This window comes from Streptomyces sp. NPDC040718, assembly GCF_055593565.1.
In genome coordinates, this window is record NZ_JBVIXO010000009.1 from 1 (window position 1) to 24,493 (window position 24,493).

Annotated in this window: 22 protein-coding genes; 12 read left to right on the forward strand and 10 right to left on the reverse strand. The window is 72.2% G+C overall.

The features are described from left to right. Positions 1-130 precede the first annotated feature (130 nt). From ACZ597_RS22230 to ACZ597_RS22255, 6 genes are read right to left on the reverse strand one after another with little or no spacing between them, the layout of a single operon-like run. Entirely contained in the window at positions 131-727 is a 597-nt protein-coding gene (locus ACZ597_RS22230) for a Uma2 family endonuclease (RefSeq protein WP_471283503.1), read from the reverse strand. Positions 728-768: 41 nt separating this feature from the next. Further along, positions 769-2,079, reverse strand: a complete 1,311-nt coding sequence (locus tag ACZ597_RS22235) for a DUF58 domain-containing protein (protein ID WP_471332762.1) — start codon at positions 2,077-2,079, stop codon at positions 769-771. Beyond that, a complete protein-coding gene (locus ACZ597_RS22240; protein ID WP_471332765.1) occupies positions 2,079-3,041 on the reverse strand; it encodes an AAA family ATPase in 963 nt (320 codons plus the stop codon). The genes ACZ597_RS22235 and ACZ597_RS22240 overlap by 1 nt, the downstream gene beginning before the upstream one ends. Then, the gene (locus ACZ597_RS22245) at positions 3,038-4,252 is read right to left on the reverse strand and encodes a DUF4350 domain-containing protein (protein ID WP_471332767.1); all 1,215 of its coding nucleotides are present in this window, start codon (positions 4,250-4,252) and stop codon (positions 3,038-3,040) included. Before ACZ597_RS22245 ends, ACZ597_RS22240 begins: the two co-directional genes overlap by 4 nt. Continuing rightward, on the reverse strand, positions 4,249-4,917 hold the full coding sequence (locus ACZ597_RS22250; RefSeq protein ID WP_471332770.1) for a DUF4129 domain-containing protein: 669 nt from the start codon (positions 4,915-4,917) through the stop codon (positions 4,249-4,251). The genes ACZ597_RS22245 and ACZ597_RS22250 overlap by 4 nt, the downstream gene beginning before the upstream one ends. Positions 4,918-4,924: 7 nt before the next feature. After that, positions 4,925-6,205 (reverse strand): hypothetical protein, encoded by a 1,281-nt coding sequence (locus ACZ597_RS22255; protein WP_471332773.1) that lies wholly within the window; start codon positions 6,203-6,205, stop codon positions 4,925-4,927. A 252-nt stretch (positions 6,206-6,457) separates the two neighbouring features. Here ACZ597_RS22255 and mtrA point away from each other — a divergent pair, with 252 nt between their 5' ends. The 6 genes from mtrA to ACZ597_RS22285 all read left to right on the forward strand — a co-directional run bounded on the left by mtrA (position 6,458) and on the right by ACZ597_RS22285 (position 13,789). Continuing rightward, positions 6,458-7,147 carry a two-component system response regulator MtrA gene (gene mtrA / locus ACZ597_RS22260; protein ID WP_007264442.1) on the forward strand — a complete coding sequence of 230 codons (690 nt, stop codon included), beginning with the start codon at positions 6,458-6,460 and terminating at the stop codon, positions 7,145-7,147. 1 nt (position 7,148) lies between these two features. Further along, positions 7,149-9,122 carry an MtrAB system histidine kinase MtrB gene (gene mtrB / locus ACZ597_RS22265; RefSeq protein ID WP_471332776.1) on the forward strand — a complete coding sequence of 658 codons (1,974 nt, stop codon included), beginning with the start codon at positions 7,149-7,151 and terminating at the stop codon, positions 9,120-9,122. Next, on the forward strand, positions 9,109-10,989 hold the full coding sequence (locus ACZ597_RS22270) for an LpqB family beta-propeller domain-containing protein (RefSeq protein WP_471332778.1): 1,881 nt from the start codon (positions 9,109-9,111) through the stop codon (positions 10,987-10,989). The genes mtrB and ACZ597_RS22270 overlap by 14 nt, the downstream gene beginning before the upstream one ends. A 69-nt stretch (positions 10,990-11,058) precedes the next feature. Further along, on the forward strand, positions 11,059-11,811 hold the full coding sequence (locus tag ACZ597_RS22275; protein ID WP_471332780.1) for a ComF family protein: 753 nt from the start codon (positions 11,059-11,061) through the stop codon (positions 11,809-11,811). Positions 11,812-12,175: 364 nt separating this feature from the next. Next, positions 12,176-12,871 carry a ribosome hibernation-promoting factor, HPF/YfiA family gene (gene hpf / locus ACZ597_RS22280; RefSeq protein WP_007264438.1) on the forward strand — a complete coding sequence of 232 codons (696 nt, stop codon included), beginning with the start codon at positions 12,176-12,178 and terminating at the stop codon, positions 12,869-12,871. A gap of 186 nt (positions 12,872-13,057) precedes the next feature. Beyond that, entirely contained in the window at positions 13,058-13,789 is a 732-nt protein-coding gene (locus ACZ597_RS22285; protein WP_042800977.1) for a response regulator, read from the forward strand. 9 nt (positions 13,790-13,798) lie between these two features. Here ACZ597_RS22285 and ACZ597_RS22290 read toward each other — a convergent pair whose 3' ends face one another. From ACZ597_RS22290 to ACZ597_RS22300, 3 genes are read right to left on the reverse strand one after another with little or no spacing between them, the layout of a single operon-like run. Continuing rightward, on the reverse strand, positions 13,799-14,980 hold the full coding sequence (locus ACZ597_RS22290; RefSeq protein WP_471332783.1) for a winged helix-turn-helix domain-containing protein: 1,182 nt from the start codon (positions 14,978-14,980) through the stop codon (positions 13,799-13,801). Beyond that, on the reverse strand, positions 14,977-15,618 hold the full coding sequence (locus ACZ597_RS22295; protein WP_471332786.1) for a GNAT family N-acetyltransferase: 642 nt from the start codon (positions 15,616-15,618) through the stop codon (positions 14,977-14,979). The genes ACZ597_RS22290 and ACZ597_RS22295 overlap by 4 nt, the downstream gene beginning before the upstream one ends. Positions 15,619-15,659: 41 nt before the next feature. Continuing rightward, positions 15,660-16,238, reverse strand: coding sequence for a GNAT family N-acetyltransferase (locus ACZ597_RS22300; protein ID WP_471332789.1), 579 nt, complete (start codon positions 16,236-16,238; stop codon positions 15,660-15,662). A 226-nt stretch (positions 16,239-16,464) separates the two neighbouring features. On the opposite strand from ACZ597_RS22300, the gene secA reads away from it, so the two are divergent. Beyond that, positions 16,465-19,257 (forward strand): preprotein translocase subunit SecA, encoded by a 2,793-nt coding sequence (gene secA / locus ACZ597_RS22305; protein ID WP_471332792.1) that lies wholly within the window; start codon positions 16,465-16,467, stop codon positions 19,255-19,257. 629 nt (positions 19,258-19,886) lie between these two features. Here the strand turns inward: secA and ACZ597_RS22310 are convergent. Further along, positions 19,887-20,393 (reverse strand): NUDIX hydrolase, encoded by a 507-nt coding sequence (locus ACZ597_RS22310; protein ID WP_471332794.1) that lies wholly within the window; start codon positions 20,391-20,393, stop codon positions 19,887-19,889. 18 nt (positions 20,394-20,411) lie between these two features. Here ACZ597_RS22310 and ACZ597_RS22315 point away from each other — a divergent pair, with 18 nt between their 5' ends. From ACZ597_RS22315 to ACZ597_RS22335, 5 genes are all read left to right on the forward strand, one after another. Then, entirely contained in the window at positions 20,412-21,191 is a 780-nt protein-coding gene (locus ACZ597_RS22315; RefSeq protein ID WP_471332797.1) for a GntR family transcriptional regulator, read from the forward strand. A 300-nt stretch (positions 21,192-21,491) separates the two neighbouring features. Then, on the forward strand, positions 21,492-21,746 hold the full coding sequence (locus ACZ597_RS22320; protein WP_471332799.1) for a hypothetical protein: 255 nt from the start codon (positions 21,492-21,494) through the stop codon (positions 21,744-21,746). A gap of 859 nt (positions 21,747-22,605) precedes the next feature. Then, entirely contained in the window at positions 22,606-23,055 is a 450-nt protein-coding gene (locus tag ACZ597_RS22325) for an Rv3235 family protein (protein WP_471332802.1), read from the forward strand. A 61-nt stretch (positions 23,056-23,116) separates the two neighbouring features. After that, positions 23,117-23,617 carry a DUF6912 family protein gene (locus tag ACZ597_RS22330; RefSeq protein ID WP_471332805.1) on the forward strand — a complete coding sequence of 167 codons (501 nt, stop codon included), beginning with the start codon at positions 23,117-23,119 and terminating at the stop codon, positions 23,615-23,617. Then, complete coding sequence (locus ACZ597_RS22335) at positions 23,614-24,294, forward strand: HAD family hydrolase (protein ID WP_471332807.1); 681 nt, start codon at positions 23,614-23,616, stop codon at positions 24,292-24,294. The genes ACZ597_RS22330 and ACZ597_RS22335 overlap by 4 nt, the downstream gene beginning before the upstream one ends. Positions 24,295-24,493 lie beyond the last annotated feature (199 nt).

A 24,493-nucleotide genomic window follows, 5' to 3' on the forward strand; every position in this document is an offset into this window, starting at 1 on the left:
GTACTGCAGGGGGGACCCTGTGGGAGAGTAGGACGCCGCCGAACAATCATTGTGGGAAAGCCCCGCACCTTCTGGTGCGGGGCTTTTCTGCGTTCAGGGGTCGTTCGGGCCGGAAACGGCCCCACTCGGATCACCAGTCGGCGGGGTAGGCCTTCAGGCTGCTCGTGTCGAGCGTCCAGCGGCCGGCGGTGACGGTGTCGCCGAAAGCGTGCGGGACCTTCTTGCGGTAGCGGATGCCGTCGGGGCCTTCCGAGGGGTCGCTGTGCACCGTCACGGCCCTCTTGTCCTTCCGGGGGTCCACGACGACGTACAGCGGGACCCCCATCCTCGGGTAGTCGTGCAGCTTGTCGCGGATGTCGGTCAGCGAGTTCGTACGGGATACGACTTCCACCACCATCAGGACGTCGCGGGAGTTGACGACTTTGGCGGTGTCGTCGGTGTCCTCCTCCGCGATGACCATGAGGTCCGGGACCTTCGTCAAGCCGGTCACCGGATCGCCCATGTTCGTGTCGTTGAGGGCCATGACCTCGGGTGTCTGGGCCTCGATCTGGCGGCGGAGCCTCACCACGTTCAGGCCGTGGGGTGCCGTGGGGCTCATCATCGTGAGGAAGATCTGACCGTCGGTGGTCTGCACCTTCCACTGGTCTTCCTGGTGTTCGGCCAGCTCCGAGAGGTGCTCCGCGAAGTCGTGCAGGCGGCGCATCTGCTCCGGGGTGAGGTCGGCCATGGTGTCCTCCTGACGGGATGCCCGACCAGCCTATCCAGCGGCTACAGGCGGCCCGCCGCCTTCAGGGCCAGGTAGGTGTCCGCCAGGGCGGGGGCCAGGGTGTCGGGGGTGGCGTCGACGACGTGGACGCCGTGGCGGGAGAGCTGTTCCGCCGTGCGGCGGCGCTGGGACTGGGTCTGGGTGGCCGCGGCGGCCTCGTATACGGAGTCCAGGGAGCCGCGGGACGCGGCCATCGCGGCGATGTGGGGGTCGGCCACGGAGGCCAGGATGACCGTGTGGCGCTGTGTGAGCCGGGGGAGGAGCGGGAGGAGGCCCTCTTCGACGGGGGCCGCGTCCAGGCTCGTCAGGAGGACCACCAGGGAGCGGCGCGGGGCGCTGCGCAGGATGGTGGAGACGAGGGTGCGGGCGTCGGTCTCGACCAGTTCGGGTTCGAGGCCGGCCATGGCGTTGACGAAGGCCGGGAGGGTGTCGGCGGCCGAGCGGGCCTGGACCTGGGCGCGGGGGCGGCGGTCGTGGGCCAGGAGGTCCACGCGGTCGCCGGCCCGGGTGGCCAGGGCGGTCAGGAGGAGGGCCGCGTCCATGGCGGAGTCCAGGCGGGGGGCGTCGCCGACGCGTCCCGCCGAGGTGCGGCCGGTGTCGAGGCAGATCAGGATGTGGCGGTCGCGTTCGGGCCGCCAGGTGCGGACGGCGACCTTCTGCTGGCGGGCGGTGGCGCGCCAGTCGATGGAGCGGGTGTCGTCGCCGGGTACGTAGTCGCGGAGGCTGTCGAACTCGGTGCCCTCGCCGCGGGTCAGCAGGCTGGTGCGGCCGTCGAGTTCGCGCAGGCGGGCGAGGCGGGACGGGAGGTGCTTGCGGCTGGTGAAGGGCGGCAGGACGCGGACGGTCCAGGGGACGTCGTGGGAGCCCTGGCGGGCGCACAGGCCGAGCGGTCCGTACGAGCGGATGGTGACGAGGGCGGCCTTGCGGTCGCCGCGCCGGGTGGGGCGCAGGCGGGTCGTGAGGCGGCGGCGTTCACCGGCGGGGACGGTCAGGGCGTGGCGGGAGGCGTCCGTTTCGGTGCCGGGGTGCCAGCTGCTGGGGGGCCATGCGTCGCGGAGGCGGGCCCGCAGGGTGCGGGTGCCGGGGTTGGTGAGGGTGAGGTGGACGTCGGCGGTGTCGCCGAGACGGACCGTGGTGGCACCCGTTCGGGTGAGCCGCAGGCCGCGTACGGGGGCGGCGAGGGCGTAGTCGACGGCGCAGGCGAGGCCGATGGTGCCGTTGACGGCGAGGAGGCCCGTCCAGCTCGGTTCGAGGAGGCCGACGGGGAGGCTGCCGAGGGCCGCGAGCAGGGCGGCGCGTCCGGTGAGGGCCATCAGCGGGGGACGGGGACGTGGGCGAGGATCGCGGAGATGACCGAGTCGGCGGTGACGCCCTCCATCTCGGCTTCGGGGCGCAGCTGCACGCGGTGGCGCAGGGTGGGCAGGGCGAGGGCTTTGACGTCGTCGGGGGTGACGTAGTCGCGGCCGGTGAGCCAGGCCCAGGCGCGGGAGGTGGCGAGGAGGGCGGTCGCGCCGCGCGGGGAGACGCCGAGGGTGAGGGAGGGCGATTCTCGGGTGGCGCGGCAGAGGTCGACGACGTAGGCGGCGATCTCGGGGGAGACGGTGGTGTCCTCGACGGCCTTGCGGGCGGCTTCCAGTTCCCGGGCGCCTGCGACGGGGCGGATGCCGGCGGCGTGCAGGTCGCGGGGGTCGAAGCCGGCGGCGTGCCGGGTGAGGACGCCGATCTCGTCCTCGCGGGAGGGCAGGGGGACGGTCAGTTTGAGGAGGAAGCGGTCCAGCTGGGCTTCGGGGAGGGGGTAGGTGCCCTCGTACTCGACCGGGTTCATGGTGGCGGCGACGAGGAAGGGGTCCGGGAGCCGGCGCGGGGTGCCGTCGACGGTGACCTGGCGCTCCTCCATGGCCTCCAGGAGGGAGGACTGGGTCTTGGGGGGCGTGCGGTTGATCTCGTCGGCGAGGAGGAGGTTGGTGAAGACGGGGCCGTCCTGGAAGGAGAACTCGGCGGTGCGGGCGTCGTAGACGAGGGAGCCGGTGACGTCGCTCGGCATCAGGTCGGGGGTGAACTGGACGCGCTTGGTGTCGAGTGCGAGGGAGGCCGCGAGGGCGCGGACGAGGAGGGTCTTGGCGACGCCGGGGACGCCTTCGAGGAGTACGTGGCCGCGGCACAGGAGCGCGACGACGAGTCCGGTGACGGCGGAGTCCTGGCCGACCACGGCCTTGGAGATTTCGGTGCGGAGCGCTTCCAGGGAGGAGCGGGCGCTGTCCGTGGTGGCCGTCATGAGGTGCGGACCTCTCTTTCGAGGGCGTCGAGGTGGTCGGCGAGCGCGACGAGTGCCGCGTCGTCGGCGGGGGTGGTGCCGAAGAGGGTGGTGGCCGTGTCGGATCCGGCCGCCTGGGGCAGGCGGGCGGCGACGGCGGGTACCAGGGTGGCGGGGTCGTGGGCCCGGGCGGGCGGTACGCCGACCAGTGCGGCGAGGCGTTCGCGGGCGGCGGCGCGCAGCACGGTGGCGGCGCGGTCGCGGGCGGAGGCCTTGCGGTAGAGGCGGGCGCGGCCCTCCGTGGTCTCGGAGGCGCGGATGGCGACGGGCAGGTTCTCGGTGACGAGGGGGCCGAGCCGGCGGGCGCGCCAGAGGGCTGCGAGGGCGGCGGCGGCGAACAGCTGGAGCAGGGCCCAGAGCCAGCCGGAGGGGACGAGGTCGAGGAGGCTCTTCTCCTCGGCGGGGCCGTCGGCGGGCATGTCCGCGAGGGTGGGGAGGTACCAGACGAGGTCGGGGCGGGAGCCGAGGAGCTGGAGGGCGAGGGAGGCGTTGCCCTGCTGGGCGAGGTGCTGGTTGAGCAGGGGGCGTTCGGAGCCGAGGAGGACGGTGTCGCCGCCCTTGGTGGTGCTGGGGAGCACGAGGACGGTGGGGTGGCCGTCGCTGGGGTAGCAGGCGGTGGCTCCGGGGTGGGTGGTGGTGTAGCGGAGGCCGTCGCCGGTGCCGGCGCGGCCGGCGGTGGTGGCGGCGGGCAGGGCGCAGCCGGGGTCGAGGTCGTCGCGGTGGGCGAAGGACTTCGTGTGGGTGGTGGGGGCCAGGTCGGGGAGGCTGAGGCTGCTGGGGGCGATGAGGACGGTGCGGCCGCCGGAGAGGTCGATGGCGGAGCGGAGGGCGCGTCGCTGGGGTTCGCCGAGCAGGTCGGGGTCGGTGACGAGGAGGGTGGTGCGGGGGCCGGCCGCGGAGGCGGCTTCCTCGGCGCTGGTGACCACGCGGGTGGTGACGCCGCGTTCCTTGAGGAGCTGGGCGATGGCGCGGCTGCCGTCGCGGTCGGCGGAGCGGGGGTCGAGGCGGCCGTGGTGGTCTCCGGACTGGAGTCCGGCGAGGGTGACGGCGGTGGCGAGGAGGATGCCGAGTGCGAGGAGGAGTCCGCGGGCCCGGGCCCAGCGCTGGGCGCCGCTGGGGGCGGTGGAGGTCGGCCCGGGGGCGCTCTGGACGGGCGGTGTGGGGCCGGTCATGCGGTGGGTCCCGTCAGGAGCGGCTTGGCGCGTTCCAGGGTGAGGTCGAGGGTGCGCAGGCGGGCGTAGGTGTCGGGGTCGGCGGTGCGGCCGCCGTAGGTGACGTCGTCGAAGGCGCGGGCGGCGGCGTGGAGGGCGGCGGCGTGCGCGGGGAGGGAGAGCGCGGCTTCGGCGGCTGCCTCGTCGGCGGTGCGGCCGGGGCGGGGGTCGAGGAGGGTGCGTTCCTCCAGGGAGCGGACGACGGCGCGCATGCGTTCCTGGACGGCTTCGTTCCAGTGGCCCGCGGCGGCGTGGGCGTCGGCTGCGGCGCGGTGGTCGGCGGCGCTGCGGGGGCCTTCGTCGAAGAGGGTGCCGGTGGTGGTGGCGGTGCGGCGGGGGGTGCCGAGCCGCCACCAGAGGGCGGCGATGACGAGGAGGACCAGTACGGCGATGGTGAGGAGGCCCGCCCAGCCGCCGGGGGTGGCTCCGGAGGCGCGGTCGAAGAAGTCCCCGAGCCACTCCCAGAAGCGGTCCAGGGCGCGCTGGAGCAGCCCGGGCTCGTCCTGGTGGTAGGCGGGCTTGGCCAGCTCGCGTTCGGCCGCCTCGCGGGCGGCGTCGCGCCCCGTGGTCAGCGGCGGTGTGTCGCCGTCGGCGATGGTGATGAGTCCGCGTCCCCCCGTGCTCATCGGTGCGTCAGCCTCCGGGCCGTTCTGCGGGGCTCGGGGTGCCGTAGCCGTCCAGGCCGGCGGCTCGGGCGAGCTCCAGGTCGAGGGCTTCGCGGCGGATGCGCTGGTCGATGTAGAGGAGGGTGGTGACGCCGGTCTGCATCGGCAGGGTGACGGTGGCGCCGACGACGCCGCCGATCGCGGTGATGATCAGGAAGGTCCAGCTGGGGGTGGCGGAGCCGTTGAAGAGGCTGGTCATGCCTTCGGGGGCGGCGATGAGGGCGAGGCCCGCGAAGGGCATCACGATCACCATGGCGGTGATGGTGCGGATCAGCCAGGTGAGCAGGCTGATGCCGAAGATCCGCCACCAGGCGCCCTTGACCAGTTTCACGGAACGCTTGAGGGCGGCGACGGCCGAGCCGCGTTCCAGCATCAGCGCGGGCGGGGCCAGCGCGAAGGTCACGTAGAACCAGGCCAGGAGCACGAAGCCGAAGGGGATGCCGAGGGCGGCCAGGACGGCGCTGCCCGCGAGGATGCCGGGGAGCGTCGGGAGCATGAGGGCGGCGACGGAGCCCGCGAGCAGCATGCCGATGAGGGCGAGCATGCGCGGTGCGAGGGGGCGTACGGCCTTCAGGGTGCCGCCGACGGTGGATGCCTGGCCGAGGACGGCGCGGCTGACGACGGGTGCGAGGAGGGCGGTGACGAGGAGCAGCCCGAGGATTTCCAGGAAGTACTGGAAGGCGTAGAAGAGGGCGGTGTTGCCCATGACGTTCACGGCCTGGGACCGGCTGAGGTTCTCGTCGGCGACGGGGAGGCCGTCGATCCAGGCGCGCTGGAGGAGGAGCAGGGTGACCTGGGTGAGGGCGGCGACGACGAGGCTGACGGTGAGCACGGGGCGCCAGTGGCCGCGCAGGGTGCCGACGGCGCCGTCGAGGATCTCGCCGAGGCCCAGGGGGCGCAGGGGGATCACGCCGGGCTTGGCGGCGGGCGGCGTGCTGCCCCAGCCGCCGGGGTACTGGTACGGGCTGCCGGGGCGGGTTCCCCAGCCGGCGGCCTGCGGCTGCTGCGCAGGCTGTGCGGGCTGCGCGGCGGGCTGCGGGGTCTGGCCGCCGGTGGGGCTGGACCACTGGCCGGGCGGCGGCTGGGCGGCGGACCACTTGCCGCCGGCGGAGGGGGCGCCCGGGGAGTCCGCGGGTGCGGTGCCCTCGCCGGGGGTGGTGCCGGCCGGCTGAGCGGCCGGCCGGTCGGGGTCGGAGCCCTGGCCGTCGGACGGGGATCCGGGCGCGGCCCAGCCCGGAGAGTCAGTCATCGTCGCTCCTTCACGTGCACCTGCCGTGGCGGGCGCGCTGGTCGGCTGCCATCGTGCCATGGGGGCGCCCGGATGGGACGGGCCGTCCCCCGGATCACCGGCCGTCCCCCGGATCCCGTGCCGCTCGCCCTTCAATTGTCGCGCGGATCCGGGGCAGACTGGTCGTCCTGATCTCCACGCAGGTCCGAGGGGCGATTTCCAGCCCTTTTGGCTGTGGGACAGCTCACCGCCAGGTAACGATTAGCTAATGGGATGATGTCAACCATGAAGGGACGCGTCCTCGTCGTCGACGACGACACCGCGCTGGCCGAGATGCTCGGCATTGTGCTGCGTGGAGAAGGTTTTGAGCCGTCGTTCGTAGCGGACGGTGACAAGGCACTGGCTGCCTTCCGGGAGGCGAAGCCGGACCTCGTGCTGCTCGACCTCATGCTGCCCGGACGGGACGGCATAGAGGTGTGCAGGCTGATCCGCGCCGAATCGGGCGTGCCTATTGTCATGCTCACCGCCAAGAGTGACACCGTGGACGTCGTGGTGGGCCTGGAGTCCGGCGCCGACGACTACATCGTCAAGCCGTTCAAGCCGAAGGAGCTGGTGGCCCGCATCCGGGCCCGCCTGCGCCGGTCGGAGGAGCCCGCACCCGAGCAGCTCGTCATCGGTGACCTGGTCATCGACGTCGCCGGCCACTCGGTCAAGCGCGACGGCGCCTCCATCGCACTCACCCCGCTGGAGTTCGACCTGCTGGTCGCGCTCGCCCGCAAGCCCTGGCAGGTCTTCACCCGCGAGGTGCTGCTGGAGCAGGTCTGGGGCTACCGGCACGCGGCGGACACCCGCCTGGTCAACGTGCACGTGCAGCGGCTCCGCTCCAAGGTCGAGAAGGACCCGGAGCGCCCCGAGATCGTAGTGACGGTGCGCGGTGTCGGCTACAAGGCCGGACCCAGCTGACGTGCAGCCCGGCAAGGCCCGGGGCGGCTCCCGGCGGGGAGTCCTGCGGGGCGGCCGGCTGCTCCAGGACGGAGCACCCGGCGGCCCCCTCCTGCGGCTGTTCGTACGCCTCGTACGCCGGCCGCTGCTTCCGGCTGTCCGGATCTGGCGGCGCAACATCCAGCTCCGGGTGGTCGCCGCCACCCTGCTGATGTCGCTCGCCGTGGTCCTCGCACTCGGCTTCGTCGTGATCGCCCAGGTCTCCAAGGGCCTCCTCGACGCCAAGGAGGAGGCCGCCCAGAGCCAGGCCGCCGGAGGGTTCGCGGTCGCACAGGAGAAGGCCAACACCCCCTTCGCCGTCGACGGCCCCGACGCCACCGACAACAAGGTCGGCCGGGACGCCAGCACCTGGATGAACTCGCTCGTCAAGCAGCTCGCCAGCGGCGGCCAGACCGCCTTCGAGGTGGTCGCCCTCGGCGCCGGCACCGGCACCGGCGAGCAGACCGCCCCCGGCGCCCAGGGCGTCAAGGGCGCCCGCGCCTCGGGCAACGTCGACCCCACCGCGAGCGTCCCGCTCACGCTGCGCCGGTCCGTCAACCACGCCACCGGCACCTTCAAGACCTTCTGGCAGATCCGGTACACCGCCGGGGCGGGGGAGAAGCCCCCGGAGCCCGCGCTGGTCATCGGCAAGCGGCTCACCGACATCAACGGGGACCCGTACGACCTGTACTACCTCTTCCCGCTCACGCAGGAGGAGGAGTCCCTCAACCTCATCAAGGTCACCATCGCCACCGCGGGCGTGTTCGTGGTCGTGCTGCTCGGCGCGATCGCCTGGCTCGTCGTACGACAGGTCGTGACGCCCGTGCGGATGGCCGCCGGGATCGCCGAGCGGCTCTCGGCCGGGCGGCTCCAGGAGCGGATGAAGGTCACCGGCGAGGACGACATCGCCCGCCTGGGCGAAGCGTTCAACAAGATGGCCCAGAACCTCCAGAACAAGATCCAGCAGCTGGAGGACCTGTCCCGGATGCAGCGCCGGTTCGTCTCGGACGTCTCGCACGAGCTGCGCACCCCGCTGACGACCGTACGCATGGCCGCCGACGTCATCCACGACGCCCGCGTCGACTTCGACCCCGTCACCGCGCGCTCCGCCGAGCTGCTCGCCGGACAGCTCGACCGCTTCGAATCGCTCCTCTCCGACCTGCTGGAGATCAGCCGCTTCGACGCGGGCGCCGCCGACCTCCAGGCCGAGCCCATCGACCTGCGGGACGTCGTACGCCGCGTCATCGACGGCGCCGAACCGCTCGCGGAGCACAAGGGCACCCGGATCAGGGTCCTCGGCGACACCCAGCCCGTCATAGCCGAGGCCGACGCCCGCCGCGTGGAGCGGGTGCTGCGCAACCTCGTCGTCAACGCCGTCGAGCACGGCGAGGGCCGCGACGTGGTGGTCCGCCTCGCCTCGGCCGGCGGGGCCGTCGCCGTCGCCGTCCGCGACTACGGCGTCGGGCTCAAGCCCGGCGAGGCCACCCGCGTCTTCAACCGCTTCTGGCGGGCCGACCCCGCGCGGGCGCGCACCACCGGCGGTACCGGCCTCGGCCTGTCCATCGCCGTCGAGGACGCCCGCCTGCACGGCGGCTGGCTCCAGGCCTGGGGCGAGCCCGGCGGCGGCTCCCAGTTCCGCCTCACCCTGCCCCGCACCGCCGACGAGCCCCTGCGCGGATCCCCGATCCCGCTGGAGCCCGAGGACTCCCGCGGCAACCGGGCCAAGGCCGCCGCCGAGGCCGCCGGGCGCGCGGGCACCGCCGGCGGACCCGGCACCCAGACCGACGGGCGCACCGAGCGCCCCGACCGCGACCCGATACCGCCCAGGCCGGCGGTCACCACCGCCCAGCCGGTGCCCGCCGACCCCACGGCGCTGCCCGGCAACGGCTCCCGCGTCGTGGCCAGGCCCGCCGACCAGAGCGCAGCACAGGAGGATGGATCCGGTGGACGACGCTGACCGCGCGCCGGCAGGCGGCCGGGGCGGACGGAGCGAACGGACCCGGGCGGCCGGACGGCACCGCGGCACCCTGGTGGCGCTGGCCCTGGGAGCCGTCGGCCTGCTGGTCGGCGGCTGCGCCTCCATGCCCGACCGCGGCGAGATCCGCCGGGTGGAGGCCTCGCAGGGCGTCGACTCGCAGGTCCGCGTCTTCGGCGTGCCGCCGGCCGACAGGGCCAGCCCGGCCGACATCGTCGACGGCTTCCTCGAAGCGATGACCAGCGACGACCCGCAGCTGGCGACCGCCCGCAAGTACCTCACCGAGGACGCCGCGAAGAACTGGCGGCCCGGCTCGGCCGTCACCGTCCTCTCCGCCGGCCTCAGCCGGGTCTCCGCACCGGGCGACAAGGAGAGGGAGGCCGAGGAACCGCGCTGGAAGATCTACGGCAAGAAGCTCGCGACCGTGGACGAGCGCAGCGCCTACCAGCCGGAGACCGGCGGCGGCCGCTACGAGGAGTACCTCCAGCTGGTCCAGGTCGACAAGCAGTGGCGGATCGCGACCCCGCCCAGCAGCCTCGTCCTGAGCGAGTCCGACTTCCAGCGCATCTACAAGCCCGTCAACAAGTACTACTTCGCGGGCAACACCCTCGTCGCCGACCCGGTTTACGTGCGTCAGCGCACCGACCCCGACTCGCGCATGGACCCGACCACGCAGACCGTGCAGTCCCTGCTGGCCGGCCCGTCCAAGTGGCTCGGCCCGGTCGCCTCCACCGCGTTCCCCACCGGCAGCGAACTGCGCGAGGGCACCAAGTCCCTCTCGTACGACGGCCAGAACACCCTGCGCGTCCCGCTCAACGGCATCGCCGTGAACGTCGCGCAGCCGCAGTGCCAGAAGATGGCCACCCAACTCCTCTACACCGTCCGGGACCTGACGACCTCCAAGCTGGACCGGGTCGAACTGCTGAAGCCCGACGGCAAGTCGTCGCTGTGCTGGGTCACCGGCTCGACCGCGGCGGCCATCGCCAACCGGCCGCCGTCGCCCGAGCACCAGTACTACGTGGACAAGGACGCCAGGCTCGTCCGGATGATGCTCGACGCCAACAGCGAGGAGCAGCAGCAGGACAAGCCGGAGCCGGCCCCCGGCCCGCTGGCCACCGCCGCCGGTTTCAAGGTGGGTTCGGCGGCCGTGACGTACGACGAGAAGCGTGCCGCGGTCGTCTCCGAGGACGGGCACAACCTCTTCGTGGTGACGCTGACCACGGCGGGCCCCATGCCGCAGCAGCCGCTGATGACCAGCAAGTCCGGGAAGTTCACCGCGCCCAGCTGGGACGCGCAGGGCGACCTGTGGATCGCCGACCTCGACCCGCAGACCCAGGGCCTGTGGCGGGTGCCCGGCGGTACCGGCACCCCGCAGAAGGTGGACGTCGCGGGGCTCGACGGCGGGAAGATCAGCGGGCTGAAGGCCTCCTCGGACGGGGTGCGCATCGCGCTCCTCGTGGAGAAGGAGGGCAGCCGCAAGAACCTCTTCATCGGGCGGATCGAACGGCCCGAGGGCAGGGGCGACTCACCCCGGATCTCGGTGCGCGAGCTGCGCCCGGCGGCCCCGCAGATGGCGGAGGTGACGGCGATGAGCTGGGCGCCGCGCGGCCGGCTGCTGGTGGTGGGCCGGGAGAGCGGCGGCGTGGACCAGGCCCGTTACATGCTGTCCGACGGGTCGATGGTCGCGGCGAGCCTGCCCGGCGCGACGGGGCTGAGCGCCATCGCGGCCTCGGAGGACGAGGGCAAGCCGGTGGTGGGGTTCGGCGAGGACGGCATCGTGTGGCTGCCGTCGGGCGCGCAGTGGCGCACGGTGGCGGCGGGCGGCCGGCTGCCGGTCTACCCGGGCTGAGCGCCCCCCTCCCGGCGCCGGTTTTCCACAGGGGTCGCGGGCCCGCGCCCGGCGCGGCAGGGTGGATGCGTGCGGGAGTGGTGGCGGGAGCTGGCCGGGCTGGTCCTGCCGGCGGACTGTGCCGGCTGCGGGGCCGCCCGCGTGGTGCTGTGCGGGGCGTGGCGGGGCGCCCTGAGCGGCGCGGGCGCGGGCCGGGTGCGTCCCGTGGCGCGGCGGGCGGGTCCGGCGGGGCTGCCCGAGGTGTACGCGGGGGCGCGGTACGAGGAGGCCGTACGGGCGGTCGTGCTGGCCCACAAGGAACGCGGGGCGCTGCCCCTGGCCGGCCCGCTCGGGGTCGCCCTCGCGGCGGCGGTGGCCCGTGCGGGCGGCGGCGGGGCCGCGGGCGGGGCGGAGCTCGTGCTGGTCCCGGTGCCCTCCGCGCGGCGGGCGGTGCGGGCGCGCGGGCACGACCCGGCGCGCCGGATCGCCCTGGCCGCGTCGCGGCGGCTGCGCGGGGGCGGTGCGGCCGCGCGCGTGGCGCCCGTGCTGCGGCTGCGGCGGGCCGTCGCGGACCAGGCGGGCCTGGGGGCGCGGGAGCGGCAGGAGAACCTCGCGGGGGCCCTGGAGGTGCGTCCGGGCGGGGCCGCGCTGACGGCGGGAGCTCGGATCGTGCTGGTGGACGACGTGATCACCACCGGAGCCACGCTGGCGGAGGCGGCGAGGGCATTGCGCGAGGCGGGCCTGCGGGCGGAAGCTGCTGCCGTGGTGGCCGCTCCGGCGGGTTCCTTCACGGCGACACGGCGAACGGCGGCAACCCGGACAGGGCAAAAATCTTGTGAATAGATTTGGAACCACTGGGGAATGCGCATCGTTGCAGGTAGTAAGAGGGAAGACCCACCCGATCGGAGGTACGTTTCGGTAGCGGGTGCCGACAACCGGCTTTGAGAGATATGTTCGGTTGTGAGGAACTGGCGAACCTTCGGCCCCGGGTATCGGAGCAGCAGTCCGTCTGTTTATTGGAATCTTCGTGTGCAGTACCTGTGAGGGGGGCTCTCTCTACTCCGAAGTCGGTGGGATGTAGATCTTGCCGATGGGGGAGGAGGAGGTGAAAGTCGCCAAGTCCGAGGCTCCGGTGTTCACCGGAGCCTGGTGCGAAAGGGAGGCGCTCCGCCGTTGGTGGCGGGGGTCTCCGGGAACGGAGTTCTGCGTGGACATCGTCGTCAAGGGCCGCAAGACCGAGGTGCCAGAGCGGTTCCGCAAGCACGTGGCCGAGAAGCTGAATCCGGAGCGGATCCAGAAGCTCGACGCCAAGGTGATCAGCTTGGACGTCGAGGTGTCCAAGGAGCACAACCCGCGCCAGGCCGACCGTTCCGACCGCGTGGAGATCACCCTGCACTCGCGGGGCCCGGTGATCCGGGCCGAGGCCGCCGCCGCCGACCCGTACGCGGCGCTCGACCTGGCACAGGACAAGCTGGAGGCCCGGCTGCGCAAGCAGCACGACAAGCGCTTCACCCGCCGTGGCACCGGACGGCTCTCGGCGGCCGAGGTCGCCGACCGTGTGCCGGGCGTCGCAACCCTCAACAGCAACGGCGAGCCGGTCTACGAGGACATGGAGGAAGGGGTTCCGGTCAAGCGGATCGGATCCCTGGAGGTGCAGGGCGAAGGCCCGCTCATCGTCCGCGAGAAGACCCACTCGGCCCGGCCGATGTCGCTCGATCAGGCTCTGTACGAAATGGAACTGGTCGGCCACGACTTCTACCTGTTCGTCGACTCCGAGACCAAGATGCCCAGCGTCGTCTACCGGCGCCACGCCTACGACTACGGCGTCATCCACGTGGACCCCGACGGGGCGTCCAGCTCGGAGCCCTCGGGAGCGGGCGCGGGCGGCGCGCTCGGAGGCTGAAATTCAACCATTGCCCCTGCGGAACGCGCGGCGTTCCGCAGGGGCACCTGTATGACTCGTATGAGCCACATGGATTCCGCCGGAAACCCGTCCCGTAGCGCGGGCATGGAATCATGTCGGGCAGTCAACCGGCGGCCGACCCCGTCGGGTTGGACCAGCAGCTCAGCACATGCAGGGGGAGGAACGATGGCGGACGGCTTCGGGCCGGCGCGCGACGACGACGGCGCCGACTGTCATGGGGCGCAGGACCCGGCCGGGGAGCCGATCCGGGTGCTCGTGGTCGACGACCACGCCCTCTTCCGGCGCGGACTGGAGATCGTCCTCGCCCAGGAGGAGGACATCCAGGTCGTCGGTGAGGCCGGGGACGGGGCGGAGGCCGTGGACAAGGCCGCCGACCTGCTGCCCGACATCGTGCTGATGGACGTGCGGATGCCCCGGCGCGGCGGCATCGAGGCGTGCACCTCGATCAAGGAGGTGGCCCCCTCCGCGAAGATCATCATGCTGACGATCAGCGACGAGGAGGCGGACCTCTACGACGCGATCAAGGCCGGCGCCACCGGGTACCTCCTCAAGGAGATCTCGACGGACGAGGTCGCGACGGCGATCCGCGCGGTCGCGGACGGCCAGTCGCAGATCAGCCCGTCGATGGCGTCGAAGCTCCTCACCGAGTTCAAGTCGATGATCCAGCGCACCGACGAGCGGCGGCTGGTCCCGGCACCGAGGCTGACGGACCGGGAACTCGAAGTCCTCAAGCTGGTGGCCACGGGCATGAACAACCGGGACATCGCCAAACAGCTGTTCATCTCCGAGAACACCGTGAAGAACCACGTGCGCAACATCCTGGAGAAGCTCCAGCTGCACTCCCGGATGGAAGCCGTCGTCTACGCGATGCGGGAGAAGATCCTGGAGATCCGCTGAGCGCCGCCGTCAGGCGCCCAGCGCCGCCAGCTCCGCCGTGATCGCGGCCGCCTCCGCCGGCGACTGCGCGCGCTCGACGCGGACCGCGTCGCAGCCCACCCACAGCGCCGCCTCCCGCAGGGCCTCCGCCATCGCACCCGCCGCCTTCGGCGTCGTCAGCGAGACTTGGCGGGCCACCAGCGTGCGGCCCTCGCGGGCCGGGTCGACCCGCCCCCGGAGCCGCCCGCCGGCCAGCAGCGGCATCGCGAAGTACCCGTGTATCCGCTGCGGCTTGGGCACGTACGCCTCCAGGCGGTGCGTGAAGCCGAAGACCCGCTCCGTGCGCGGCCGGTCCCAGACCAGCGAGTCGAACGGGGACAGCAGGGTCGTGCGGTGGCGGCCGCGCGGAACGGCGGCCAGCGCGGCGGGGTCCGCCCAGGCGGGCTTCCCCCAGCCCTCGACCTCCACCGGCACCAGCCCGGAGTCCGCGATCACCGCGTCGACCTGGTCGCCCTTGAGGCGGTGGTAGTCGGCGATGTCGGCGCGCGTACCGACCCCCAGCGACTGCCCGGCCAGCGCGACCAGGCGGCGCAGGCACTCGCGGTCGTCCAGGTCGTCATGGAGCAGCGCGTCCGGGACGGCCCGCTCGGCCAGGTCGTAGACCCGCTTCCAGCCGCGCCGCTCCGTGCAGACCACCTCACCGGTGTCGAGCAGCCACTCCACCGCGATCTTGGTCTCGGACCACTCGAACCACTCGCCGCCGTTCTTCGCGCCGCCCAGCTCGGTCGAGGTCAGCGGGCCGTCGGCCCTCAGCCGGTCCAGGACCGCCCGCGTCGAGTGCTGCTTGTCCTCCAGGATGTGCCAGCGGTGGCCGCGCGCCCGGTTGGCCCGGCGGCGGAAGGCGAAGTGCGGCCACTCCTCGATCGGCAGGATGCACGCCGCGTGCGACCAGTACTCGAAGGCGTGGCTGTCGCTCCAGTACGCCCTCTCCACCGCCTCCCGGCCCACGGCGCCCAGACGCGCGTACGGGATCAGCTCGTGCGAGCGGGCCAGGACCGAGATGGTGTCCAGCTGCACGGCGCCCAGGTGCCGCAGCACCCCCCGGACCCCGCCCCGGCGGTCGGGCGCCCCGAGGAACCCCTGCGCGCGCAGGGCCAGTCGGCGGGCCTCGTCGGCGGAGAGGGACACGGTGGGCGGCGGCAGGCTCGTCATGTCCGCACCCTAGACCCGGGCACTGACAGCGGCTTCCCCCGCCCGGCGGCCCCGGCCGATCCGGTGCTCACGGCCGCGCTCTCGTGCGGCAGCCGGGACGGCAGCCCGAGGTCGGTGGGGAGCAGGGCGCCGACCCAGCAGTCCCGGAGGACGCCCCGGTGCTCCATGGCGGAACGCTGGAGGCCCTCGATCACGAAACCCGCCTTCTTCGCCACGATGCGGGAGCCCGTGTTGCCGTCCCCGGCGCGCCAGATCAGCCGTACGCAGCCCAGCTCGGTGAAGGCCCAGCGGGCGGCGGCCGGCACCGCCTCGGTCATGTAGCCCTTGCCGCGGTGGCCGGCCACCGTCCAGAAGCCGATCTCGTGGGCGTTCTCGCCGCTCTTGTGGATGCCCAGGGTGGCCACCAGGGGGCCGTCGGCGCCGAGCCGCACCGCGAAGTCGAAGCCGGTGCCCTCCCGCCAGGCCGCCGGGGCGCTCTCCGTGACGTACCGTTCCGCGTCCGAGCGCCGGTAAGGCACCGGGACCGAGATCCAGCGCTGGATCTCGGGGTCCTGGCAGGCGGCGAAGGTCTCCTCCAGGTCGGCGGGGGTGTGCGGGCGCAGGACCAGGCGGTCGGTGGTCAGGGTGATCGGTTCCATTGCAGCATGATCACCGTGTGCGCCGGTCGGAGCCAGTGCCTTCATCGCGCCGGCGGGTACGGCAGCCGGGAGGCCAGGCCGAGGTCCGAGGGCAGCAGGCCGGCGACCCAGCAGTCGCGCAGGGTGCCGCGGTGGTCGAGCGCGCCGCGCAGGGTGCCCTCGAACCGGAAGCCGGCCTTCTCCGCGGCGGCCCGGGAGGCCGTGTTGCCCACGGCGGCGCGCCACTCCAGCCGGCCGGCGCCGACCTCGGTGAACAGCCACCGGGCGACCCCGGTGACGGCCTCGCCGACGTAGCCGTTGCCCCGGTGCTCCTCGGCGGCCCAGTAGCCGATCTCGTAGCCCTGGGGGCCGCGCACGTGCACCCCGACGGCGGCCACCAGCGGCCCCTCGGCGCCCTCCGCCCCGAGCCGCACCGCGAAGCCGTACTCGCGGTCCTCCAGCCAGGCGCTCCGGGAGACGTGCGTGACCCAGGCCTCGGCGTGCTCCCGCTCGTACGGGGTCGGCACCATCGTCCAGCGCTGGATCTCGGGGTCCTGGCAGGCGGCGTACACCTCCTCGGCGTCCGAGGGGGCGAAGGGGCGCAGCAGGAGGCGCCCGGTGGTCAGCGTGACGGGTTCCATGAACGGATTGTTGCCGCGCCGGGTAACCCGGGCGAGGGGTTTTCGTCCACACCGGCACCGAATCCGTCCCCCGTACGTTCTCATTCCGGGCGCCCGTGCCCTGCGGACACGGCGGACCTCCCGACGCGACCACGTCCTCGCTTACGATGGCCGTTGCGGTGGGGCCCACCTGCCGTGCCCGTGTACGTAAAGTGCCCAGGCCCGACCGGCAAGGAGACCAGCCTCAGTGTCCGTCTTCAACAAGCTCATGCGTGCAGGCGAAGGCAAGATCCTGCGCAAACTGCACCGCATCGCGGACCAGGTCAACTCCATCGAAGAGGACTTCGTCAACCTCTCCGACGCCGAGTTGCGCGCGCTCACGGACGAGTACAAGCAGCGCTACCAGGACGGCGAGAGCCTGGACGACCTGCTGCCGGAGGCCTTCGCCACCGTCCGCGAGGCCGCCAAGCGCGTCCTCGGCCAGCGGCACTACGACGTGCAGATCATGGGTGGCGCCGCGCTGCACCTCGGCTACGTCGCCGAGATGAAGACCGGTGAGGGCAAGACCCTCGTCGGCACGCTCCCCGCGTACCTGAACGCGCTCTCGGGCAAGGGCGTCCACCTGATCACGGTGAACGACTACCTCGCCGAGCGCGACTCCGAGATGATGGGCCGCGTCCACAAGTTCCTGGGCCTGTCCATCGGCTGCATCCTGGCCAACATGTCGCCGGCCCAGCGCCGCGAGCAGTACGACTGCGACATCACGTACGGCACCAACAACGAGTTCGGCTTCGACTACCTGCGCGACAACATGGCGTGGTCGCAGGACGAGCTGGTGCAGCGCGGCCACAACTTCGCCGTGGTCGACGAGGTCGACTCGATCCTCGTCGACGAGGCCCGCACCCCGCTGATCATCTCCGGCCCGGCCGACCAGGCGACCAAGTGGTACGCCGACTTCGCCAAGCTGGTCACCCGCCTGACCAAGGGCGAGGCCGGCAACCCGCTCAAGGGCATCGAAGAGACCGGCGACTACGAGGTCGACGAGAAGAAGCGCACCGTCGGCATCCACGAGGCCGGTGTCGCCAAGGTCGAGGACTGGCTCGGCATCGACAACCTCTACGAGTCGGTGAACACCCCGCTCGTCGGCTACCTCAACAACGCGATCAAGGCCAAGGAACTCTTCAAGATCGACAAGGACTACGTCGTCATCGACGGCGAAGTCATGATCGTCGACGAGCACACCGGCCGTATCCTCGCCGGCCGCCGCTACAACGAGGGCATGCACCAGGCGATCGAGGCGAAGGAAGGGGTGGACATCAAGGACGAGAACCAGACCCTCGCCACGATCACCCTGCAGAACTTCTTCCGCCTCTACTCGAAGCTGTCCGGCATGACCGGTACGGCCATGACCGAGGCCGCCGAGTTCCACCAGATCTACAAGCTCGGCGTCGTCCCCATCCCCACCAACCGGGGCATGCAGCGCAAGGACCAGGCCGACCTCATCTACCGGACCGAGGTCGCCAAGTTCGCCGCCGTCGTCGACGACATCGCGGAGAAGCACGAGAAGGGCCAGCCGATCCTCGTCGGCACCACCTCGGTCGAGAAGTCCGAGTACCTCTCGCAGCAGCTCTCCAAGCGCGGCATCCCGCACGAGGTCCTCAACGCCAAGCAGCACGAGCGCGAGGCCACGATCGTCGCCCAGGCCGGCCGCCGCGGCGCCGTCACCGTCGCCACGAACATGGCCGGCCGCGGTACCGACATCAAGCTCGGCGGCAACCCCGACGACCTCGCCGAGGCGGAGCTGCGCCAGCGCGGCCTCGACCCCGAAGAGCACATCGAGGAGTGGGCGCACGCCCTGCCCGAGGCGCTCGCCCGGGCCGAGGCGGCCGTCAAGGCCGAGTTCGAAGAGGTCAAGGAGCTCGGCGGCCTGTACGTGCTGGGCACCGAGCGCCACGAGTCGCGCCGCATCGACAACCAGCTCCGCGGCCGCTCCGGCCGCCAGGGCGACCCGGGCGAGTCCCGCTTCTACCTCTCGCTGGGCGACGACCTGATGCGCCTGTTCAAGGCCCAGATGGTCGAGCGCGTCATGGCCATGGCCAACGTGCCGGACGACGTCCCGATCGAGAACAAGATGGTGACCCGCGCGATCGCGTCCGCGCAGTCGCAGGTCGAGACCCAGAACTTCGAGACCCGCAAGAACGTCCTGAAGTACGACGAGGTCCTCAACAGCCAGCGCGAGGTCATCTACGGCGAGCGCCGCCGCGTCCTGGAGGGCGAGGACCTGCACGAGCAGGTGCGCTTCTTCATGGACGACACCATCGACGCCTACATCTCGGCCGAGACCGTCGAGGGCTTCGCCGAGGAGTGGGACCTCGACCGGCTGTGGGGCGCCTTCCGGCAGCTCTACCCGATCAAGGTCACGGTCGAGGAGCTGGAGGAGGCCGCCGGCGACCGCGCGGGCATCACCGCCGAGTTCATCGCCGAGTCCGTCAAGGACGACATCCACGAGCAGTACGGGGCGCGCGAGAAGGCCCTCGGCTCCGAGGTCATGCGCGAGCTGGAGCGCCGCGTGGTCCTCTCGGTGCTGGACCGCAAGTGGCGCGAGCACCTCTACGAGATGGACTACCTCCAGGAGGGCATCGGCCTGCGGGCGATGGCCCAGAAGGACCCGCTGGTCGAGTACCAGCGCGAGGGCTTCGACATGTTCAACGCCATGATGGAGGGCATCAAGGAGGAGTCGGTCGGCTACCTGTTCAACCTGGAGGTCCAGGTCGAGCAGCAGGTCGAGGAGCTCCCGGTGCAGGACGCGGCCCCGTCCATGGTGAAGGAGCCGGTCCCGTCGGCCCGCCCCGAGATCCGCGCCAAGGGCCTGGACGCCCCGCAGCGCCCGGACCGGCTGCACTTCTCGGCCCCGACGGTCGACGGTGAGGGCGGCGTTGTCGAGGGCGACTTCGACTCCGACGCCGTCGGCGACGGCATGACGCGCGCGGAGCGCCGCAAGGCCCAGAAGGCCTCGGGCGGCCGGCGCCGCAAGAAGTAACGCGGCGATACGCAGCGACACGCGGCCGGGGCCGGACACCGAGGGGTGTCCGGCCCCGGCTGCTGTACGTGGTTTGCGGCGCGGGCCCGCCATCTCCCCCTCGACGGGTCGGGGCGGGTCGGTGGTTGCCCACCCGCCTCCTCGTCTGCGGGCCGGGGGGCCGGGGGCGGTGTCTCCCTGGGCGGGATCAGGGCTGGTTTGGGGGTTTCCCGTCAGTCCCATCGTCCTTCGGTGTCGTGCCGGTCCCTCAAGGGCGCTCCTTCGTCGCGTCGCTGCGCGATGTCGCTTCGCTCCACCCTTGACCGACCGACCCGCCCCGGAAAGCCGAAAGACTGCCGGGAAACCCCCAAAAGAACGGCACGGTCCACGGCCGGAGGGGCGGCCGTTTCAGAGATCAGGCGAGGGGCCGGGCGTCGGCCGGCCGGGCATCCGGGCCCTCAAGAGCCGAGATTCCGGGCCGGGGCGCGACTATGCGCACGACAGGCTGATGAGAGCGACCTGCGGAGCCCCCAAGCGCATCAGATCGCTACGCGCTCCTCATATCTCAGCGTCCGCCGACCGCCCGTGGCCGATACCCGCACCAGAGGACGAACAGAACAGCCCAGGAGGCGCACGGGCGCGTCAGATCGCTACGCGCTTCTCCCGTCTCGGCGGCCGACTGCCGTCCGGGGCTGGTCTGTGAGCAGTTGACGTCCGTCATGGCTCCGCACGTGGGGGCTGTTGTCGTCGAGGGCGTCCAGGAGTCGGATGGCGTAGACCTCGGACATCCGCGCGGCCGCCTCGTCGGGTGTGAGCCACTGGACTGCCGTGCTTTCGCCGGAGAGGCGTTCTGTGCCGCCGGAAGGCTTGCAACGGAAGACCAATGCCACGACTCCCGCCGTGACGTTCTTATACACGCCGGTCAGCCGGTCCACCTCGACGAGGATGCCGGTTTCCTCCAGCACTTCCCGCCGCACGCCGTCTTCAGGGGCTTCCGCCAGCTCCAGCACTCCGCCCGGAGGCTCCCACGTCCCGTTGTCGGCTCGGCGGATGGCCAGCAGTCGGCCGTCATCACGCACCACCACCCCGGCAACCGACACGGAATGACGTGGCGTTGACCTGTCCGACGGAACGCTGTTACTCATGTACATGAGCATAGGAGGAAGCGAAGGACCATGGGAGCAGCTGCAGGAGGAGGCAAGGCCGTCCCCCGGTACTTGCAGGTCGCCGAGGACATCGTCCGGCAGGTTCGCGCCGGCGTCCTGAAACCGGGAGACCAGGTGCCCAGTGAGGCCGAGATGGTCGAGCGTTACGGCGTCTCGGGCGGGACCGTCCGCAAGGCAATGCTGGAGATCCGCGCCAGCGGCCTCGTGGACACCCGGCACGGCAAGGGTTCCTACGTGAAGGACCGGCCGCCGGTGCGCCACCGGTCATCGGATCGTTTCCGCCGCTCGCTCCGGCAAGGCGGCAAGGCCGCCTACCTTGCCGAGTCGGAGCGGTCCGGGGCCGCCGCGAAGGTCAGCATCGTCTACATCGGGCCGGTCGAGGCCCCGGAGACGATCGCTGAGCGTCTCGGCGTGGACGTGGGAACGCAGGTGCTGGCGCGCCGCCGCTTGTACTTCCGCAACGGCACTCCTGTGGAAACCGCGACGTCCTACCTGCCGTGGGACGTGGTGCGCGACATCCCGGAACTCTTCGCCGAGAACCCCGGAGGCGGCGGCATCTACGCCCGCCTCGAAGAACACGGCCACATCTTCGCCGAGTTCGTGGAGACGCTCCAGGCGCGGCCTGCCGCGAAGGCCGAGGCGTCGGAGCTGGCCTTGAGTCCCGGCGCCACGGTGGTGCACCTGCTGAGGAACGCGGTCACGGACGCAGGTCGCGTCGTGGAGGTCTGCGACACACTCATGGCAGCTGACCAGTTCGTTTTCGAGTTCCGCATCCCGGCAACCGACTGACAGCCACCACCGCCCACAACCCGCTGTGACTTGAACTTCACAGCGGGTTGACTCATGTATAGGAGTCGGGCCATTCTTCTTCATGTCACTCATGTACATGAGTGGAGGAGTTTAGCCTCTTTAGAGGAGTGGCCATCGTGTGCCAGATTCCCGTCCGTCGGGCAGCGTCCTGCCTCACCAGCACCGACGACGACACCCTCCCGGTGAGGCCCGTCGCGGCAATCGAGCCGAGCTCGGAACTACTCAACCGCGCACAGGCCGGCTGGGCACGCTTCCTCGCCTCCTTCGAGGCGGCGTCCGATGAGTGAGTGCTACGAGTACGTGCCGCACCGGCTCCTCCGCCGACGCGTGCGCGACATCGCGTCCGGCGTCGAAGGCGTCCTGATGGCGGTGATCAACGAGAACGTCTCCGACACCGGCATCGAGCGCTGGATGGAGCTGGCCTACATCCGGGGCGCCTCCGGCCGTGAGTTCACCACCGCGGTCGCCAACGTCGAACCCGCCTACGACCAGCCCCGGACGGCAGTCGGCCGCCGAGACGGGAGAAGCGCGTAGCGATCTGACGCGCCCGTGCGCCTCCTGGGCTGTTCTGTTCGTCCTCTGGTGCGGGTATCGGCCACGGGCGGTCGGCGGACGCTGAGATATGAGGAGCGCGTAGCGATCTGATGCGCTTGGGGGCTCCGCAGGTCGCTCTCATCAGCCTGTCGTGCGCATAGTCGCGCCCCGGCCCGGAATCTCGGCTCTTGAGGGCCCGGATGCCCGGCCGGCCGACGCCCGGCCCCTCGCCTGATCTCTGAAACGGCCGCCCCTCCGGCCGTGGACCGTGCCGTTCTTTTGGGGGTTTCCCGTCAGTCTTTCGGCTTTCCGGGGCGGGTCGGTCGGTCAAGGGTGGAGCGAAGCGACATCGCGCAGCGACGCGACGAAGGAGCGCCCTTGAGGGACCGGCACGACACGGAAGGACGATGGGACTGACGGGAAACCCCCAAACCGGCTGTGAGGCCGCCCGAGGGGGTACCGCCCCCCCCACCCCACCGGCCCGCAGACGGGGAGGCCGGTGGGCAGCCGCCTCCCCCGTCTGCCCGCCGCCGAGCCTCCACCGCGAGTGCCACGCCTGCGGAGAGTGACCGGCGCACCCCCGCCGACGCGGGGCGGAGTGGGGCCGGGAGGGTGATTCGGAGGTACTCCATCGAGCTCTTCGTGGCGGGGGTCCAGGCGTCCACCTGAGGCGCGTTGCGGGGGCGCTCGGGGGCTCTGGGGTGGGGGGTTGCCACACGGATAGGTGAACCTCGGCGGGGTGGGCTGCGAGGGCCTGCGGCGGTTGCGGAGCGTGTTCGGCGGTCGTAGAAAACCCGCATCAAGTTACCGCCTGGTACCGCCTGGTACCGCCGGGCTCGGTCTGATCGGGGGAATCGCCATGGACACCACCACGCGCGGCACGGTTGGCGGCGAGGGCAGTCGCAGCAGGCCCGGCGGGGCCGGCCGGAGCCGGCCCGCCGGGCGGCGGGACCAGCGGCGGCCGGCGGGGGCGCCGCGGCAGGTGCGCCGGCCGGCCCCCCACGACTGGTTCGCGGAGCGCCTGCTGGCGGTGCTGAGCGGCCAGCGCCCCGTCCACTCGCTGCTCGGCCTCACCGTGGGGGAGGCGTACGAGCAGCTGGTCACCCTCGCCCCCACCGGGCCGCTGCGCAACCGGCTGCGCCCGGTGCTGCGCCACTGCGGCCGTTTCCACCCCGGCCCCGGGGTGATCGAGGCCTTCGCCCGCATCGCGACGGGGGACCGGGTCTCGGCGATGGCGTTCCGGCTGGAGCAGGGCCCCGACCGGCGCTGGCGGTGCGCGGCGGTGGAGGTGCGGGGCCCGAGGCCGTAGGTCCCGTTCCGGGGCCGGGTCGTATCCTGAGGGCGTTTCCGACTACCGAAAGCAGCCGGCCATGCGCGTGTACGTCCCCCTGACCCTTCCCGGGCTCGCCGAGGTGCACAAGGCGGGGGAGTTGGGGCCCGCCCCGCTCCTTGCGTACGCCGTCACGCCCGGGCTGCGCGAGTGGTACGTGTCGGACGACATCGAGGAGCTGGAGTACGCCGCCCTCAGCCGGGCCGCCCTCGCCTCGCTGCGCCTGCTGGCCGCCGACGCGGCAGCCCCGCGCAGGCGGGTCGTCGTCGCGGTCGACGTCGACGACAAGGCCGCCACCGCCGTGCCCGGGCTGGACGAGGCCACGCTCGGGCAGGTCACCCTCGCGGCCGCCGTGCGGCTGAAGGTGGCCGCCGCCGTGCACGCCGACGCCGATGACGCCGAGGCCGACGTCGCGGCCGCCGCCGGGGCCCTCGCGGCCGCCGACGCCGGGGACGACGACGCGCAGTTCACCGTGGACGGCGCCGACGACCACGAGCTGCTGTGGTTCGGGGTCCAGGAGATCCCGGGGCTGCTGGGATGAACACCGGGACGAAGACCGGTGGAGCCCACATCGTGTGGGACTGGAACGGCACCCTGCTCCACGACATCGACGCCGTCATAACCGCGACCAACGCCTCCTTCGCCGAGCTGGGCCTCGACCCGATCACGCTGGAGCGGTACCGCGAGCTGTACGTCGTACCGGTGCCGAGGTTCTACGAGCGGCTGATGGGCCGCCTGCCCACGGACGCCGAATGGGTCGTGATGGACGAGGCCTTCCACCGCCACTACTGGGCCGCCGCCGAGGACGCCGGGCTCGCCGAGGGGGCGCGGGAGCTGCTGCGGGGCTGGCAGGCGGACGGGCTCACCCAGTCCCTGCTGTCCCTCGCGCCCCACGACAAGCTCGTGCCGCTGGTCCGCGAGTACGGCATCGAGGGGCACTTCCTGCGCGTCGACGGGCGCACCGGGCCCTCGCACACCTCCAAGGCGGGGCACCTCGTACGCCATATGGCCGCACTGGAGGCAGCCGGTGTGACCGCCCTCCGTACGGTCCTGGTGGGGGACGCCGTGGACGATGCGACGGCCGCGCGGCACGTAGGGGCACACGCCGTTCTGTACACGGGCGGGTCGCACAGCCGCGCCAGCCTGGAGTCCGCCGGGGTCCCGGTCGTGGACAGCCTCACCGAGGCCGTCGCCATGGCCCGTGAGCTGGCTGGATAGGCCGGTAACGGACCGTTCCGGCCAAGCCTCTGGCCAGACTGTCCAGGTTTTGCCCCCGTTTTGTACAGATGCAGTGAATGACGACCGGGGGGTGGGGCGAGATAGCCTTGTACCCGTGATCAGCGCGATAGTCATCGGGGGCACTGACGCCCCCGACCCGCGCCCGGCGCGTCTCCGCGGCCGGGCCTTCGCTGATCCC

Coding starts and splice junctions, on each gene's coding strand:
- ACZ597_RS22285 (WP_042800977.1), top strand. CDS start 13,058: ATGGCGGACGGCTTCGGGCCGGCGCGCGACGACGACGGCGCCGACTGT.
- ACZ597_RS22320 (WP_471332799.1), top strand. CDS start 21,492: ATGAGTGAGTGCTACGAGTACGTGCCGCACCGGCTCCTCCGCCGACGC.
- ACZ597_RS22330 (WP_471332805.1), top strand. CDS start 23,117: ATGCGCGTGTACGTCCCCCTGACCCTTCCCGGGCTCGCCGAGGTGCAC.
- ACZ597_RS22290 (WP_471332783.1), bottom strand. CDS start 14,980: ATGACGAGCCTGCCGCCGCCCACCGTGTCCCTCTCCGCCGACGAGGCC.
- ACZ597_RS22245 (WP_471332767.1), bottom strand. CDS start 4,252: ATGACCGGCCCCACACCGCCCGTCCAGAGCGCCCCCGGGCCGACCTCC.
- ACZ597_RS22295 (WP_471332786.1), bottom strand. CDS start 15,618: ATGGAACCGATCACCCTGACCACCGACCGCCTGGTCCTGCGCCCGCAC.
- ACZ597_RS22300 (WP_471332789.1), bottom strand. CDS start 16,238: ATGGAACCCGTCACGCTGACCACCGGGCGCCTCCTGCTGCGCCCCTTC.
- ACZ597_RS22240 (WP_471332765.1), bottom strand. CDS start 3,041: ATGACGGCCACCACGGACAGCGCCCGCTCCTCCCTGGAAGCGCTCCGC.
- ACZ597_RS22255 (WP_471332773.1), bottom strand. CDS start 6,205: ATGACTGACTCTCCGGGCTGGGCCGCGCCCGGATCCCCGTCCGACGGC.
- ACZ597_RS22250 (WP_471332770.1), bottom strand. CDS start 4,917: ATGAGCACGGGGGGACGCGGACTCATCACCATCGCCGACGGCGACACA.
- ACZ597_RS22335 (WP_471332807.1), top strand. CDS start 23,614: ATGAACACCGGGACGAAGACCGGTGGAGCCCACATCGTGTGGGACTGG.
- ACZ597_RS22310 (WP_471332794.1), bottom strand. CDS start 20,393: ATGCTCATGTACATGAGTAACAGCGTTCCGTCGGACAGGTCAACGCCA.
- ACZ597_RS22235 (WP_471332762.1), bottom strand. CDS start 2,079: ATGGCCCTCACCGGACGCGCCGCCCTGCTCGCGGCCCTCGGCAGCCTC.
- ACZ597_RS22325 (WP_471332802.1), top strand. CDS start 22,606: ATGGACACCACCACGCGCGGCACGGTTGGCGGCGAGGGCAGTCGCAGC.
- mtrA (WP_007264442.1), top strand. CDS start 6,458: ATGATGTCAACCATGAAGGGACGCGTCCTCGTCGTCGACGACGACACC.
- ACZ597_RS22315 (WP_471332797.1), top strand. CDS start 20,412: ATGGGAGCAGCTGCAGGAGGAGGCAAGGCCGTCCCCCGGTACTTGCAG.
- ACZ597_RS22230 (WP_471283503.1), bottom strand. CDS start 727: ATGGCCGACCTCACCCCGGAGCAGATGCGCCGCCTGCACGACTTCGCG.